Origin of the sequence: Citrobacter sp. CK181 (assembly GCF_030333595.1) — a bacterium.
In the GTDB taxonomy this organism is placed as follows: Bacteria; Pseudomonadota; Gammaproteobacteria; order Enterobacterales; family Enterobacteriaceae; genus Citrobacter_B; species Citrobacter_B koseri.
This window is the reverse complement of record NZ_JAOWFN010000011.1, coordinates 747,561-764,303: the sequence shown is the minus strand read 5'-3', so window position 1 is coordinate 764,303 and position 16,743 is coordinate 747,561. Positions and strand designations below refer to the sequence as shown.

Below are 16,743 nucleotides of genomic sequence, written 5' to 3'. Positions count from 1 at the left end.
GCAAACTGATTTTCCCCGGAACGCCATCGCGAACGCATGGCGTTCCATTGACTTTGTGAATCTTAGGAAACGGGACCGATTATGGATAACTTGCGCTTCTCTTCTGCGCCGACAGCAGATTCCATTGATGCATCGATCGCTCAACACTACCCGGGCTGCGAACCTGTCGCGGTTATCGGCTACGCCTGCCATTTTCCTGAATCGCCGGATGGCGAAACGTTCTGGCAAAACCTGCTGGAAGGTCGTGAATGCAGCCGACGCTTTACGCGCGAAGAGCTTCTGGCCGTCGGTCTGGATGCCGCCATCATTGACGATCCTCATTATGTCAATATCGGTACGGTGTTAGACAACGCCGACTGCTTCGACGCCACCCTGTTTGGCTATTCGCGACAGGAAGCGGAGTCGATGGACCCGCAGCAGCGCCTGTTTTTGCAGGCGGTCTGGCATGCGCTGGAACATGCCGGTTATGCCCCCGGCGCCGTCCCCCATAAGACCGGCGTTTTCGCCTCTTCCCGGATGAGTACCTACCCCGGTCGCGAAGCATTGAACGTGACAGAAGTCGCGCAGGTAAAAGGTCTGCAATCTCTGATGGGCAATGATAAAGACTATATTGCCACCCGCGCCGCGTACAAACTCAACCTGCACGGCCCGGCGTTATCGGTGCAGACCGCCTGCTCCAGCTCGCTGGTTGCCGTGCATCTGGCCTGTGAAAGCCTGCGCGCAGGCGAATCCGATATGGCGGTTGCCGGCGGCGTGGCGCTCTCTTTCCCTCAGCAGGCGGGCTACCGCTACCAGCCCGGAATGATTTTCTCTCCTGACGGTCACTGTCGTCCCTTTGACGCCTCGGCTGAGGGCACCTGGGCCGGTAACGGTCTCGGCTGCGTGGTACTGCGTCGCCTGAGAGACGCGCTGCTATCAGGCGATCCGATTATCTCGGTGATCCTCTCCAGCGCGGTCAACAACGACGGCAACAGAAAGGTCGGCTATACCGCCCCTTCCGTCGCAGGGCAACAGGCAGTCATCGAAGAGGCGTTAATGCTGGCGGCCATCGACGACAGGCAGGTAGGTTACATTGAAACCCACGGCACCGGCACACCGCTGGGCGACGCGATTGAAATTGAAGCGTTACGCAACGTCTATGCGCCTCGCCCGCAGGATCAGCGCTGTGCACTCGGTTCCGTGAAAAGTAATATGGGGCATCTGGATACCGCAGCGGGCATTGCCGGACTGCTGAAAACCGTTCTGGCAGTCAGCCGCGGGCAAATTCCACCCTTACTGAATTTTCACACCCCCAACCCGGCGCTGAAACTTGAAGAGAGTCCCTTTACCATACCGGTGTCGGCGCAGGCGTGGCAGGACGAAATGCGCTATGCGGGCGTCTCCTCCTTTGGTATTGGCGGCACCAACTGCCATATGATCGTCGCCTCGCTGCCCGACGCGCTCAACGCGCGCCTCCCCAATACGGATGGCGGCAGAAAAAGTACCGCGCTGCTGCTCAGCGCCGCCAGCGACAGCGCGTTGCGGCGGCTGGCGACGGATTATGCCGGGGCGCTGAGGGAGAATGCGGATGCCAGCTCTCTGGCCTTCACAGCCCTGCACGCGCGCCGTCTCGATCTTCCCTTCCGCCTGGCGGCGCCATTAAACCGTGAAACCGCCGCTGCGCTCAGCGCCTGGGCCGGTGAGAAATCGGGGGCGCTGGTTTACAGCGGCCACGGCGCCAGCGGCAAGCAGGTGTGGCTGTTTACCGGCCAGGGCTCGCACTGGCGCACTATGGGTCAAACGATGTACCAGCACTCAACGGCGTTTGCCGACACGCTGGATCGCTGTTTTTCCGCCTGTAGCGAAATGCTCACGCCGTCACTGCGCGAAGCGATGTTTAACCCCGACTCGGCGCAGCTGGACAATATGGCCTGGGCGCAACCGGCGATTGTCGCGTTTGAAATCGCGATGGCGGCGCACTGGCGCACTGGCGCGCTGAAGGACTGAAGCCAGACTTCGCCATTGGGCATTCCGTCGGTGAATTTGCCGCTGCCGTTGTCTGCGGACACTATACGATTGAACAGGTCATGCCACTGGTTTGTCGGCGCGGCGCGCTAATGCAGCAGTGCGCAAGCGGCGCGATGGTGGCGGTATTTGCAGACGAAGACACGCTGATGCCGCTGGCTCGCCAGTTTGAGCTGGATCTCGCCGCCAACAACGGTACGCAACATACGGTATTTTCCGGGCCGGAAGCCCGTCTCGCGGTATTTTGCGCCACGCTCTCGCAGCATGACATTAACTATCGTCGCCTGAGCGTAACCGGTGCGGCGCACTCCGCTTTACTGGAGCCGATACTCGATCGGTTCCAGGACGCCTGCGCGGGACTGCACGCGGAGCCGGGGCAAATACCGATTATTTCCACGCTCACCGCCGACGTCATTGATGAGTCAACGCTCAACCAGGCGGATTACTGGCGCCGACACATGCGCCAGCCGGTGCGTTTTATCCAGAGTATTCAGGTGGCGCATCAGCTCGGCGCCCGCGTTTTTCTGGAGATGGGGCCCGATGCCCAGTTGGTTGCTTGCGGGCAGCGCGAATACCGCGATAACGCATACTGGATAGCCAGCGCCCGGCGTAACAAAGAGGCGAGCGATGTCCTCAATCAGGCCCTGCTCCAGCTTTACGCTGCCGGCGTCGCCCTACCGTGGGCCGACCTGCTGGCGGGCGATGGACAACGTATCGCTGCGCCATGTTATCCGTTTGATACTGAGCGTTACTGGAAAGAGCGCGTCTCCCCGGCCTGCGAGCCTGCCGACGCAGCGCTGTCTGCCGGGCTGGAGGTGGCGAGTCGCGCCGCGACAGCGCTCGATCTCCCTCGCCTGGAAGCGCTTAAACAGTGCGCCACGCGACTGCACGCCATCTACGTCGATCAACTGGTACAACGCTGTACCGGCGATGCCATTGAGAACGGCGTGGACGCCATGACCATCATGCGCCGTGGACGTCTGCTGCCCCGCTACCAGCAGCTACTCCAGCGCCTGCTGAATAACTGCGTGGTCGACGGCGATTACCGCTGCACCGACGGGCGATACGTCCGCGCCCGCCCCATTGAACATCAACAGCGGGAATCACTGCTGACGGAACTTGCCGGTTATTGTGAAGGTTTTCAGGCTATTCCCGACACCATCGCCCGTGCCGGCGATCGGTTATATGACATGATGAGCGGCGCGGAAGAACCGGTGGCGATTATCTTCCCGCAAAGCGCCTCCGACGGCGTGGAAGTGCTGTATCAGGAATTCAGCTTTGGCCGCTATTTCAACCAAATCGCCGCCGGGGTATTACGCGGCATTGTCCAGACGCGTCAGCCCCGCCAGCCGTTGCGTATTCTTGAAGTTGGCGGCGGAACCGGCGGCACCACCGCGTGGCTGCTGCCGGAACTTAACGGCGTTCCGGCACTGGAGTACCATTTCACCGATATCTCGGCGCTGTTCACCCGCCGCGCCCAGCAGAAATTCGCCGACTATGATTTTGTGAAGTATAGCGAGCTGGATCTCGAAAAAGAGGCGCAGTCTCAGGGTTTCCAGGCACAGTCTTACGATCTCATTGTGGCGGCGAACGTGATTCACGCCACCCGCCATATTGGCCGCACGCTCGATAATCTGCGCCCCCTGCTCAAGCCGGGCGGGCGCCTGCTGATGCGCGAAATCACCCAGCCAATGCGTCTGTTTGACTTCGTTTTCGGCCCGCTGGTTCTTCCACTACAGGATCTCGACGCCCGCGAAGGCGAGTTATTCCTCACCACCGCTCAGTGGCAGCAACAGTGCCACCACGCTGGATTCAGCAAAGTGGCGTGGCTACCGCAGGATGGCAGCCCGACCGCCGGGATGAGCGAACATATCATTCTCGCCACGCTGCCCGGTCAGGCGGTTAGCGCCGTAACATTCACCGCGCCATCAGAACCCGTGTTGGGGCAGGCGCTGACGGATAACGGTGATTATCTCGCCGACTGGTCTGATTGCGCAGGTCAGCCCGAACGGTTTAACGCCCGCTGGCAGGAGGCCTGGCGTCTGCTCTCACAGCGTCATGGCGACGCTCTCCCTGTGGAACCGCCCCTCGTCATCGCCCCGGAGTGGCTGGGGGAGGTTCGCTTAAGCTGGCAAAACGAAGCCTTTTCCCGCGGTCAGATGCACGTTGAAGCCCGTCATCCTGATGGCGAGTGGCTGCCGCTATCGCCCGCCGCGCCTCTTCCTGCGCCGCAGACGCATTATCAATGGCGCTGGACGCCCCTCAACGTCGCCAGCATTGACCATCCGCTTACCTTTAGCTTCAGCGCCGGTACGCTTGCGCGCAGCGACGAGCTGGCGCAATACGGCATCATTCACGATCCGCACGCCTCTTCGCGACTGATGATTGTTGAGGAGAGCGAGGATACGCTGGCCTTAGCGGAGAAAGTGATGGCTGCGCTCACCGCCAGCGCAACCGGATTGATTGTGGTCACCCGCCGCGCGTGGCGAGTCGAGGAAAATGAGGCACTCTCTGCGTCCCATCACGCGCTATGGGCCTTGCTTCGCGTCGCGGCCAACGAACAGCCGGAACGGTTGATTGCCGCCATCGATCTCGCCGAAAACACCCCGTGGGAAACGCTGCATCAAGGGTTGAGCGCAGTCTCACTATCACAGCGCTGGCTCGCAGCGCGGGGTAACACCCTCTGGCTCCCTTCACTGGCGCCCAATACGGGATGCGCCGCCGAATTACCGGCAAACGTGTTTACCGGCGATAACCGCTGGCATCTGGTGACCGGAGCGTTTGGCGGATTAGGCCGCCTTGCCGTGAACTGGCTCAGAGAAAAAGGGGCGCGACGCATCGCCCTGCTGGCGCCGCGCGTGGATGAGTCATGGCTACGCGACGTGGAGGGCGGGCAGACGCGCGTCTGCCGTTGTGATGTGGGCGATGCCGGGCAACTGGCCACGGTTCTTGACGATCTGGCGGCCAACGGCGGCATTGCCGGAGCGATTCATGCCGCTGGCGTATTGGCTGACGCGCCCTTGCAGGAGCTTGATGACCACCAGCTGGCTGCTGTTTTCGCGGTAAAAGCGCAGGCGGCAAGCCAGCTGTTGCAAACCCTGCGCAACCACGACGGACGCTATCTTATTCTCTACTCTTCCGCTGCCGCCACCCTCGGCGCGCCGGGTCAGAGCGCCCATGCGCTGGCCTGCGGCTATCTGGACGGGCTGGCCCAGCAGTTTTCCACCCTTGATGCGCCGAAAACGCTCTCTGTCGCCTGGGGCGCATGGGGAGAAAGCGGTCGGGCGGCCACGCCGGAAATGCTGGCGACGCTCGCCAGCCGTGGTATGGGCGCGTTAAGCGATGCCGAAGGCTGCTGGCACCTGGAACAGGCGGTGATGCGCGGCGCCCCGTGGCGACTGGCGATGCGCGTTTTTACCGACAAAATGCCCCCGTTACAACAGGCTCTGTTTAACATCAGCGCCACAGAAAAAGCCGCAACGCCTGTCATTCCTCCTGCTGATGACAACGCCTTTAACGGCAGCCTGAGCGATGAAACAGCGGTGATGGCATGGCTGAAAAAGCGGATTGCGGTTCAGCTAAGGCTGAGCGATCCGGCGTCACTGCGCCCAAACCAGGATCTGTTGCAACTCGGCATGGACTCGCTGCTCTTCCTTGAACTCAGTAGCGATATTCAGCACTACCTGGGCGTACGCATCAATGCGGAACGGGCGTGGCAGGATCTGTCTCCTCATGGACTCACGCAGCTTATCTGTTCTAAGCCAGAGACGACGCCTGCCGCTTCGCAGCCGGAAGTGTTGCAGCACGACGCCGACGAGCGTTATGCGCCCTTCCCTTTGACGCCCATTCAGCACGCCTACTGGCTGGGGCGAACCCACCTCATTGGCTATGGCGGCGTCGCCTGTCACGTCCTGTTTGAGTGGGATAAACGCCACGATGAGTTCGATCTCGCCATACTGGAGAACGCATGGAACCAGCTTATCGCACGCCACGATATGTTGCGCATGGTGGTTGATGCCGACGGGCAGCAGCGAGTCCTGGCGACAACGCCGGAGTATCACATCCAGCGTGACGATCTGCGCGCGCTTTCCCCGGAAGAACAGCGTATAGCGTTGGAAAAACGGCGGCATGAACTGAGCTATCGCGTTTTGCCTGCCGACCAGTGGCCTCTCTTTGAGCTGGTGGTCAGCGAAATCGACGATTGCCATTACCGCCTGCACATGAACCTCGACCTTTTGCAGTTCGATGTGCAGAGTTTTAAAGTCATGATGGACGATCTGGCGCAGGTATGGCGCGGCGAAACGCTGGCGCCGCTCGCTATTACCTTCCGTGATTATGTGATGGCTGAACAGGCGCGCCGACAGACATCGGCATGGCACGATGCCTGGGATTACTGGCAGGAAAAACTGCCGCAGTTGCCCTTAGCGCCAGAGCTGCCGGTGGTTGAGACACCCCCGGAAACGCCACACTTCACCACCTTCAAATCGACGATCGGCAAGACGGAATGGCAGACCGTGAAACAGCGCTGGCAGCAGCAAGGCGTCACACCGTCTGCCGCGCTGCTCACGCTGTTTGCCGCCACCCTTGAGCGCTGGAGCCGCACCACGGCATTTACGCTGAACCTGACGTTCTTCAATCGCCAGCCGATCCATCCGCAAATCAACCAGTTGATTGGTGATTTTACCTCCGTCACGCTGGTTGATTTTAACTTCTCAACGCCGGTGACGTTGCAAGAGCAGATGCAACAGACCCAACAGCGCCTCTGGCAAAACATGGCGCACAGTGAAATGAACGGTGTTGAGGTGATCCGTGAGCTGGGCCGCCTGCGCGGGTCACAACGTCAACCGCTGATGCCGGTGGTGTTTACCAGTATGCTGGGGATGACGCTGGAAGGCATGACTATCGATCAGGCGATGAGCCATCTGTTCGGCGAACCCTGCTATGTGTTCACGCAAACGCCGCAGGTCTGGCTGGATCATCAGGTCATGGAGAGCGACGGCGAGTTGATGTTTAGCTGGTACTGCATGGACAACGTGCTGGAACCCGGCGCTGCCGAGACGATGTTTAATGACTATTGCGCCATCCTGCAAGCCGTCATCGCCGCCCCTGAAAGCCTGAAGACTCTCGCCAGCGGCATCGCCGGGCACATTCCCCGCCGACGCTGGCCGCTGAACGCGCAGGCGGACTACGACCTGCGGGATATTGAGCAGGCGACGCTCGAATACCCCGGCATCCGGCAGGCCAGAGCGGAAATGACCGAACAGGGCGCGTTGACGCTGGATATCGTAATGGCCGACGATCCGTCGCCATCAGCGGCGACGCCTGATGAGCACGAACTTACCCAACTGGCGCTGCCGTTGCCTGAGCAGGCGCAGCTTGATGAGCTGGAGGCGACCTGGCGCTGGCTGGAGGCGCGTGCGCTACAGGGGATCGCGGCTACGCTAAATCGTCACGGCCTGTTTACCACGCCGGAGATCGCCCATCGCTTTAGCGCAATAGTACAGGCGCTGTCCGCGCAAGCGTCTCACCAGCGTCTGCTGCGCCAGTGGCTACAGTGTCTGACGGAAAGAGCGTGGTTAATCCGCGAGGGTGAAAGCTGGCGCTGCCGCGTTCCGCTCAGCGAGATTCCTGAGCCTCAGGAAGCGTGCCCGCAAAGCCAATGGAGCCAGGCGCTGGCGCAGTATCTGGAAACCTGCATCGCCCGGCACGACGCCCTCTTCTCCGGGCAGTGTTCTCCGCTGGAATTGCTGTTCAACGAGCAGCATCGCGTGACTGACGCGCTGTATCGCGACAACCCCGCCAGCGCCTGTCTGAATCGCTATACCGCGCAGATTGCCGCCTTGTGCGGCGCAGAACGGATTCTGGAGGTTGGCGCCGGAACCGCAGCCACTACCGCGCCGGTGCTGAAGGCCACGCGGAATACGCGGCAGTCGTACCACTTCACGGACGTCTCCGCACAGTTCCTCAATGACGCCAGAGCCCGTTTCCATGATGAATCGCGGGTGTCTTATGCCTTGTTCGACATCAACCAGCCGCTGGATTTCACCGCCCACCCGGAGGCGGGTTACGACCTGATCGTTGCCGTCAATGTGCTCCACGACGCCAGCCATGTCGTCCAGACGTTGCGCAGATTAAAACTGTTGCTGAAAGCCGGCGGACGTTTGCTGATCGTTGAAGCGACGGAGCGAAACAGCGTATTCCAGCTGGCGAGCGTGGGATTTATTGAGGGATTAAGCGGATACCGCGATTTCCGCCGCCGGGATGAGAAACCGATGCTCACCCGCTCCGCATGGCAGGAGGTTCTCGTTCAGGCCGGGTTTGCAAACGAGCTGGCGTGGCCCGCGCAGGAATCGTCGCCGCTGCGCCAGCATCTGCTGGTGGCGCGTTCGCCTGGCGTAAATCGCCCGGATAAAGAAGCCGTGAGCCGCTATTTACAGCAGCGCTTTGGCACCGGTCTGCCCGTTTTACAGATCCGGCAAAGAGAAGCGTTATTTACGCCGCTGCATGCCCCGTCTGATGCGTTGATTGAGCCAGCCAACCCCACGCCAGTTGCCGGGGGGAATCCGGCGCTGGAAAAACAGGTGGCTGAACTCTGGCAATCGCTGCTGTCTCGCCCCGTGGCAAGGCATCACGACTTTTTCGAACTGGGCGGCGACAGCCTGATGGCGACAAGGATGGTCGCGCAGCTAAACCGGAGAGGGATTGCCAGGGCTAACCTTCAGGATCTGTTCAGCCATTCGACGCTGAGCGACTTCTGCGCCCATCTACAGGCGGCGACGTCAGGAGAGGACAACCCGATACCCCTTTGCCAGGGCGACGGCGACGAAACCCTGTTCGTCTTCCACGCTTCGGACGGCGATATCAGCGCCTGGCTGCCGCTCGCCAGCGCGCTGAACAGGCGCGTTTTCGGCCTGCAAGCAAAATCGCCGCAGCGCTTCACCACGCTTGACCAGATGATCGATGAGTATGTCGGGTGCATCCGTCGCCAGCAGCCTCACGGCCCTTATGTACTGGCGGGTTGGTCGTATGGCGCGTTTCTCGCGGCGGGCGCCGCACAGCGCCTGTACGCCAAAGGCGAGCAGGTTCGGATGGTGTTAATCGATCCCGTGTGCCGACAGGATTTCTGTTGCGAAAACCGGGCGGCCCTGCTGCGCCTGTTAGCCGAAGGACAAACGCCTCTGGCGCTGCCCGAACATTTCGACCAGCAGACGCCCGACAGCCAGCTTGCCGACTTTATCGGCCTCGCTAAAACGGCCAGTATGGTGTCGCAAAACCTGACGCTGCAAGCGGCAGAAACGTGGCTCGACAACATCGCGCATCTGCTGCGTTTACTGACTGAGCATACGCCGGGCGAAAGCGTTCCGGTCCCCTGTCTCATGGTGTATGCCGCCGGGAGACCCGCGCGCTGGACGCCAGCAGAAACCGAGTGGCAGGGCTGGATAAACAACGCCGACGACACTGTGATTGAAGCCAGCCACTGGCAAATCATGATGGAAGCCCCCCACGTTCAGGCTTGTGCGCAACACATTACGCGCTGGCTTTGCGCAACCTCAACGCAACCGGAGAACACGTTATGATGCCGTCCGCCTCCCCAAAACAACGCGTACTGATTGTGGGCGCCAAATTTGGCGAAATGTACCTGAATGCCTTTATGCAGCCCCCGGAGGGGCTGGAACTGGTTGGCCTGCTGGCACAGGGAAGCGCCCGCTCAAGAGAGCTGGCCCATGCGTTTGGCATTCCGCTGTATACCTCGCCGGAACAGATAACCAGGATGCCGGATATCGCCTGTATTGTCGTGCGTTCGACCGTCGCCGGAGGAACCGGTACGCAGCTTGCCAGACACTTTCTGGCGCGCGGCGTACACGTCATTCAGGAGCATCCCCTCCACCCGGATGACATCAGTTCCTTACAAACGCTGGCGCAGGAACAGGGCTGCTGCTATTGGGTAAACACGTTTTATCCGCATACGCGCGCGGGACGCGCATGGCTTCGCGATGCGCAGCAGCTGCGTCGCTGCCTGGCTAAGACGCCGCCGGTGGTTCACGCCACCACCAGCCGACAGTTGCTCTACTCCACGCTGGATTTGTTGTTGCTGGCTCTGGGCGTTGATGCCGCCGCCGTGGAGTGCGACGTGGTTGGCAGCTTTAGCGATTTTCACTGTCTGAGACTCTTCTGGCCGGAGGGAGAAGCCTGTCTGCTGCTTCAGCGCTATCTCGATCCTGACGATCCAGATATGCATAGTCTTATCATGCACCGCCTGCTGCTGGGCTGGCCGGAAGGTCATCTTTCGCTGGAGGCGAGCTACGGCCCCGTCATCTGGTCATCCAGCCTGTTTGTCGCAGACCATCAGGAGAACGTCCACAGTCTCTACCGCAGACCGGAGATCCTGCGCGATCCGCCGGGTCTGACGCGCAGCGTGGCGCCCCTGAGCTGGCGTGACTGCTGCGAAACCGTCGGGCCGGAGGGCGTCAGCTGGTTGCTACACCAGTTGCGCAGCCATCTGGCGGGCGAACATCCACCAGCGGCCTGTCAAAGCGTACATCAGATCGCGTTATCACGTTTATGGCAGCTGATTTTACGTAAGACCGGCAATGCGGAGATCAGACGCCTGACGCCGCCACACCACGACCGGTTAGCCGGTTTCTACAACGATGATGATAAGGAGGCGCTGTGACGCAATCTGCAATGTGCATCCCGCTATGGCCCGCCCGGAACGGCAATACTGCACATCTGGTCATGTGCCCTTTCGCTGGCGGCAGCAGTAGCGCGTTTCGCCACTGGCAAGCTGAGCAACTGGCTGATTGCGCGCTTTCTCTGGTGACCTGGCCGGGGCGCGATCGCCTTCGCCATCTGGAACCGCTCAGAAGCATTACACAACTGGCGGCACTGCTGGCGAACGAACTGGAAGCGTCCGTATCGCCTGACACGCCGCTTTTACTCGTCGGGCACAGCATGGGAGCGCAGGTGGCGTTTGAAACCTGCCGACTTCTGGAGCAACGGAGGCATGCGCCGCAAGGACTGATTATTTCCGGGTGCCATGCCCCGCATCTGCATTCTGAACGCCAGCTCAGCCATCGCGATGATGCCGACTTTATCGCTGAACTGATAGACATTGGCGGATGTTCTCCTGAACTGCGAGAAAACCAGGAATTAATGTCGCTGTTTCTTCCTCTTCTGCGCGCTGATTTTTACGCCACCGAGAGCTATCACTACGACTCGCCCGACGTCTGTCCGCCGCTGCGCACGCCTGCGCTGTTATTGTGCGGCAGCCACGATCGCGAAGCCTCCTGGCAGCAGGTCGATGCCTGGCGTCAGTGGCTGAGCCACGTTACAGGCCCGGTGGTGATTGACGGCGATCATTTCTATCCCATTCAACAAGCCCGGTCCTTTTTTACGCAGATTGTCCGCCATTTTCCCCACGCATTTTCTGCAATGACCGCGTTGCAAAAACAGCCCAGTACTTCAGAAAGGTGACGCATGAATTCTTCCTTTGAATCTCTGATTGAACAGTATCCCTTACCCATTGCCGAACAGTTGCGCCACTGGGCGGCCCGTTATGCCTCGCGAATTGCCGTCGTTGATGCAAAGGGGTCGTTAACCTACAGCGCGCTTGATGCACGGGTCGACGAACTTGCCGCTGGTCTGTCATCACTGGGTTTGCGTTCGGGGGAACATGTGATTGTGCAGCTTCCCAACGACAACACGTTTGTTACCCTGCTGTTCGCCTTGTTAAGACTGGGCGTTATCCCCGTGCTGGCGATGCCCTCCCAACGGGCGCTGGATATCGACGCGCTGATTGAGCTGGCGCAACCCGTCGCTTACGTTATTCACGGGGAAAACCACGCAGAGCTGGCCCGACAGATGGCGCACAAACACGCCTGCTTGCGTCATGTCCTGGTCGCAGGAGAGACCGTGAGCGACGATTTTACGCCGCTCTTCTCCCTTCACGGTGAGCGACAGGCGTGGCCGCAGCCTGATGTCTCCGCCACCGCGTTGCTGCTGCTCTCAGGCGGCACAACCGGCACGCCCAAACTCATCCCGCGCCGACATGCCGACTATAGCTATAACTTCAGCGCTTCTGCTGAACTGTGCGGCATCAGCCAACAGAGCGTGTATCTCGCCGTCCTCCCGGTGGCGCATAACTTTCCGCTGGCCTGCCCCGGCATTCTGGGAACGCTTGCCTGCGGCGGAAAAGTGGTGCTGACCGACAGCGCCAGCTGTGATGAGGTGATGCCTTTAATCGCGCAGGAAGGCGTGACTCACGTCGCCCTGGTTCCGGCGCTGGCGCAATTATGGGTGCAGGCCAGGGAGTGGGAAGACAGCGACCTTTCGTCGCTGCGCGTCATTCAGGCAGGCGGCGCCCGGCTCGACCCGACGCTTGCTGAGCAGGTTATCGCCACCTTTGACTGTACCCTGCAACAGGTCTTCGGTATGGCGGAAGGCCTGCTCTGTTTTACCCGGCTGGACGATCCGCATACCACCATTCTCCACAGCCAGGGGCGCCCGTTATCCCCTCTGGATGAAATCCGCATCGTTGATCAAGACGAGAACGACGTCGCGCCAGGCGAAACCGGGCAATTGTTAACGCGCGGCCCTTATACCATTTCGGGCTATTACCGCGCCCCTGCCCACAACGCGCAGGCCTTTACTGCACAAGGGTTTTACCGCACAGGCGACAATGTCAGGCTGGATGAGGCGGGGAACCTGCACGTTGAGGGGCGCATAAAAGAGCAGATCAACCGCGCCGGAGAAAAAATAGCCGCGGCTGAAGTGGAATCGGCACTGCTGCGTTTAGCGGAAGTGCAAGATTGCGCGGTGGTCGCCGCGCCGGACACGCTGCTTGGCGAGCGGATTTGCGCGTTTATCATCGCGCAGCAGGTGCCAACTGGCTATCAACAGTTGCGTCAACAACTGACCCGTATGGGACTCAGCGCGTGGAAAATTCCTGACCAAATCGAGTATCTGGACCACTGGCCGCTCACCGCCGTCGGCAAGATAGACAAAAAACGCCTGACGGCTCTCGCCGTCGACCGTTATCGCCATTCAGCCCAATAAGCGCAAACCGACCCGAAACAGGTTGAAATAAAACCGTTTCGGGTAGCACCACTATTAGAAATAGTTATCATTTTCAATTCACCATTGTCGGTATTTTTGGCGTTTCGCCGTCTTACAGGGACTCACAACAATGAAAATGACACGGCTTTATCCTCTGGCCTTGGGGGGATTATTGCTCCCCGCCATTGCTAATGCCCAGACTTCACAGCAAGACGAAAGCACGCTGGTGGTTACCGCCAGTAAACAATCTTCCCGCTCGGCATCAGCCAACAACGTCTCGTCTACTGTTGTCAGCGCGCCGGAATTAAGCGACGCCGGCGTCACCGCCAGCGACAAACTCCCCAGAGTGTTGCCCGGGCTCAATATTGAAAATAGCGGCAACATGCTTTTTTCGACGATCTCGCTACGCGGCGTCTCTTCGGCGCAGGACTTCTATAACCCCGCCGTCACCCTGTATGTCGATGGCGTCCCTCAGCTTTCCACCAACACCATCCAGGCGCTTACCGATGTGCAAAGCGTGGAGTTGCTGCGAGGCCCACAGGGAACGTTATATGGCAAAAGCGCTCAGGGCGGGATCATCAACATCGTCACCCAGCAGCCGGACAGCACGCCGCGCGGCTATATTGAAGGCGGTGTCAGCAGCCGCGACAGTTATCGAAGTAAGTTCAACCTGAGCGGCCCCATTCAGGATGGCCTGCTGTACGGCAGCGTCACCCTGTTACGTCAGGTTGATGACGGCGACATGATTAACCCCGCGACGGGAAGCGATGATTTAGGCGGCACCCGCGCCAGCATAGGGAATGTGAAACTGCGTCTGGCGCCGGACGACCAGCCCTGGGAAATGGGCTTTGCCGCCTCACGCGAATGTACCCGCGCCACCCAGGACGCCTATGTGGGATGGAATGATATTAAGGGCCGTAAGCTCTCACTTAGCGATGGTTCACCAGACCCGTACATGCGGCGCTGCACTGACAGCCAGACCCTGAGTGGGAAATACACCACCGATGACTGGGTTTTCAACCTGATCAGCGCCTGGCAGCAGCAGCATTATTCGCGCACCTTCCCTTCCGGTTCGTTAATCGTCAATATGCCTCAGCGCTGGAATCAGGATGTGCAGGAGCTGCGCGCCGCAACCCTGGGCGATGCGCGTACCGTTGATATGGTGTTTGGGCTGTACCGGCAGAACACCCGCGAGAAGTTAAATTCAGCCTACGACATGCCGACAATGCCTTATTTAAGCAGTACCGGCTATACCACCGCTGAAACGCTGGCCGCATACAGTGACCTGACCTGGCATTTAACCGATCGTTTTGATATCGGCGGCGGCGTGCGCTTCTCGCATGATAAATCCAGTACACAATATCACGGCAGCATGCTCGGCAACCCGTTTGGCGACCAGGGTAAGAGCAATGACGATCAGGTGCTCGGACAGCTATCCGCAGGCTATATGCTGACCGACGACTGGAGAGTGTATACCCGTGTAGCCCAGGGATATAAACCTTCCGGGTACAACATCGTGCCTACTGCGGGTCTTGATGCCAAACCGTTCGTCGCCGAGAAATCCATCAACTATGAACTTGGCACCCGCTACGAAACCGCTGACGTCACGCTGCAAGCCGCGACGTTTTATACCCACACCAAAGACATGCAGCTCTACTCTGGCCCGGTCGGGATGCAGACATTAAGCAATGCGGGTAAAGCCGACGCCACCGGCGTTGAGCTTGAAGCGAAATGGCGGTTTGCGCCAGGCTGGTCATGGGATATCAATGGCAACGTGATCCGTTCCGAATTCACCAATGACAGTGAGTTGTATCACGGCAACCGGGTGCCGTTCGTACCACGTTATGGCGCGGGAAGCAGCGTGAACGGCGTGATTGATACGCGCTATGGCGCACTGATGCCCCGACTGGCGGTTAATCTGGTCGGACCGCATTATTTCGATGGCGACAACCAGTTGCGGCAAGGCACCTATGCCACCCTGGACAGCAGCCTGGGCTGGCAGGCGACTGAACGGATGAACATTTCCGTCTATGTCGATAACCTGTTCGACCGTCGTTACCGTACCTATGGCTACATGAACGGCAGCAGCGCCGTCGCGCAGGTCAATATGGGTCGCACCGTCGGTATCAATACGCGAATTGATTTCTTCTGATCCTTTAAATAAACAGGGATGCCGTGACGGCATCCCTGACGCGCTTATCCCGCCCAGGTTATCAATTGCCACATCCCCCCTGCCTCTTTGTCTATGATGTACGTTTAAGAGGATGCTATGGGTGTACAGAAATCTTCGCCTGAAAAGGTAGTATTGGAAGGTGTTATCCCTGGAACATCCCGTCTATCGCCCCCTCATTTGCGATGCAAATAACAATTGATCTTTACCCATTCAAGCTAAACCTGATTACTCAGTAAAACCAGGCAATGTCTTTTCCTTGTTTCGAAAACGATTTCCTTAAATGTGCGCTTATGGTGACTAAAAACTACACTTGTACTTAAATTTAAGTGTACACTCTTTACGAAAACGTTTTCGATAAATAACAGCAGGAGATGAGTATGAGCTGGAGTGGACGTGCAATACGCTCGACGATTGATAAAAGCGGTGAACTTGTGCTGTCTCTGGAGCAGGTCGAACTGACCGAACCGGGCGACGATGAGGTGATCGTCAGGATCGAGGCGACCCCGGTTAACCCCAGCGACAGCGGCATGCTGTTAGGCCCGGCGGATCTATCTGATATTCGGGAATTCGACAGCCGTGTCACGATGACTGTCCCATCAGAACGTCTGGCGGCTATCGCTGGCCGCCTGGGACAACCCATGCCTGTTGGAAACGAAGGCGCGGGTACCGTCGTGGCCGCAGGGAAAAATGCACAAGCCTTTATCGGTAAACGTGTCGGGATGTCCGGTGGTGGTATGTACGCCGATTACCGCAGGACAGATATGCACAATCTGATTGTGCTGCCCGAGGGCGTGGAAGCAGCCGATGGCGCCTCTATTTTTATTAATCCACTCACCGCACTCGGTTTTGTGGAGACGGCACTTCGGGAAGGCCATAAAGCGCTTGTTCATACCGCAGCGGCATCGAATCTTGGTCAGATGCTACAGCGCATCTGTCTGGCCGATGGTATTCCGTTAATCAATATCGTGCGCTCCACTGAGCAGGAAAAGATCCTGCGCGAACTGGGTGCGACTTATGTGCTCAACAGCAAAGAGCCTGATTTTGCTGCCCGGTTGACCGATGCGATTGAAGAGACCGGCGCGACCGTTGCTTTTGATGCCATCGGCGGCGGCAAACTGGGTATTGAAATTATAAATGCTATGGAGCGCGCTGCCGCCCGCAAAACCGCAGCCTATAGCCGCTACGGTTCCACTCTCTTTAAGCAGCTGTATATCTATGGCGGGCTGGACAGTGCCCCGACAGTCCTCGATCGTGGCGGGCTCGGCTATGCCTGGAGCATATCGGGATGGCTGCTGTTTAACTATCTCAACACGGTTTCCCCGGCGGTTCTTCAGCGACTGCGCCAGCGGATCGTCGATGAACTGACGACCACCTTCGCCAGCCACTACACGCGGACCATCGGCCTGGCCGATCTGCTTGATCCTGATGTCTTACGCGCGCTTGAACGCAAAGCGACGGGCGAAAAATTCCTGATTGATCCGCGAGTGGGCTGAATGCCCACCTGCGAAGAA

Annotated in this window: 5 protein-coding genes and 1 pseudogene; all 6 read left to right on the top strand. The window is 59.1% G+C overall.

Annotated elements, in window-relative coordinates:
- The first annotated feature begins 81 nt into the window (after positions 1 to 81).
- The 6 genes and pseudogenes from irp1 (at position 82) to OGW17_RS07715 (ending at position 16,725) form a co-directional block, all read left to right on the top strand.
- Positions 82 to 9,581: pseudogene (irp1, locus tag OGW17_RS07740) on the top strand (yersiniabactin polyketide synthase HMWP1).
- Complete coding sequence (gene ybtU / locus OGW17_RS07735) at positions 9,578 to 10,678, top strand: yersiniabactin biosynthesis oxidoreductase YbtU (protein WP_071258486.1); 1,101 nt, start codon at positions 9,578 to 9,580, stop codon at positions 10,676 to 10,678. Before irp1 ends, ybtU begins: the two are co-directional and overlap by 4 nt.
- The gene (gene ybtT / locus OGW17_RS07730) at positions 10,675 to 11,478 is read left to right on the top strand and encodes a yersiniabactin biosynthesis thioesterase YbtT (RefSeq protein WP_071258489.1); all 804 of its coding nucleotides are present in this window, start codon (positions 10,675 to 10,677) and stop codon (positions 11,476 to 11,478) included. The genes ybtU and ybtT overlap by 4 nt, the downstream gene beginning before the upstream one ends.
- Positions 11,479 to 11,481: 3 nt before the next feature.
- Positions 11,482 to 13,059, top strand: a complete 1,578-nt coding sequence (gene ybtE, locus OGW17_RS07725) for a yersiniabactin biosynthesis salycil-AMP ligase YbtE (RefSeq protein ID WP_071258492.1) — start codon at positions 11,482 to 11,484, stop codon at positions 13,057 to 13,059.
- 130 nt (positions 13,060 to 13,189) lie between these two features.
- Complete coding sequence (gene fyuA, locus OGW17_RS07720; protein WP_071258495.1) at positions 13,190 to 15,211, top strand: siderophore yersiniabactin receptor FyuA; 2,022 nt, start codon at positions 13,190 to 13,192, stop codon at positions 15,209 to 15,211.
- Between the two features lie 398 nt (positions 15,212 to 15,609).
- The gene (locus OGW17_RS07715) at positions 15,610 to 16,725 is read left to right on the top strand and encodes a zinc-binding dehydrogenase (RefSeq protein WP_049008982.1); all 1,116 of its coding nucleotides are present in this window, start codon (positions 15,610 to 15,612) and stop codon (positions 16,723 to 16,725) included.
- Positions 16,726 to 16,743 lie beyond the last annotated feature (18 nt).

Excerpts from the sequence above, each read along its gene's own strand:
- ybtU (WP_071258486.1), top strand. The coding sequence starts at position 9,578 with ATGATGCCGTCCGCCTCCCCAAAACAACGCGTACTGATTGTGGGCGCC.
- OGW17_RS07715 (WP_049008982.1), top strand. The coding sequence starts at position 15,610 with ATGAGCTGGAGTGGACGTGCAATACGCTCGACGATTGATAAAAGCGGT.
- fyuA (WP_071258495.1), top strand. The coding sequence starts at position 13,190 with ATGAAAATGACACGGCTTTATCCTCTGGCCTTGGGGGGATTATTGCTC.
- ybtE (WP_071258492.1), top strand. The coding sequence starts at position 11,482 with ATGAATTCTTCCTTTGAATCTCTGATTGAACAGTATCCCTTACCCATT.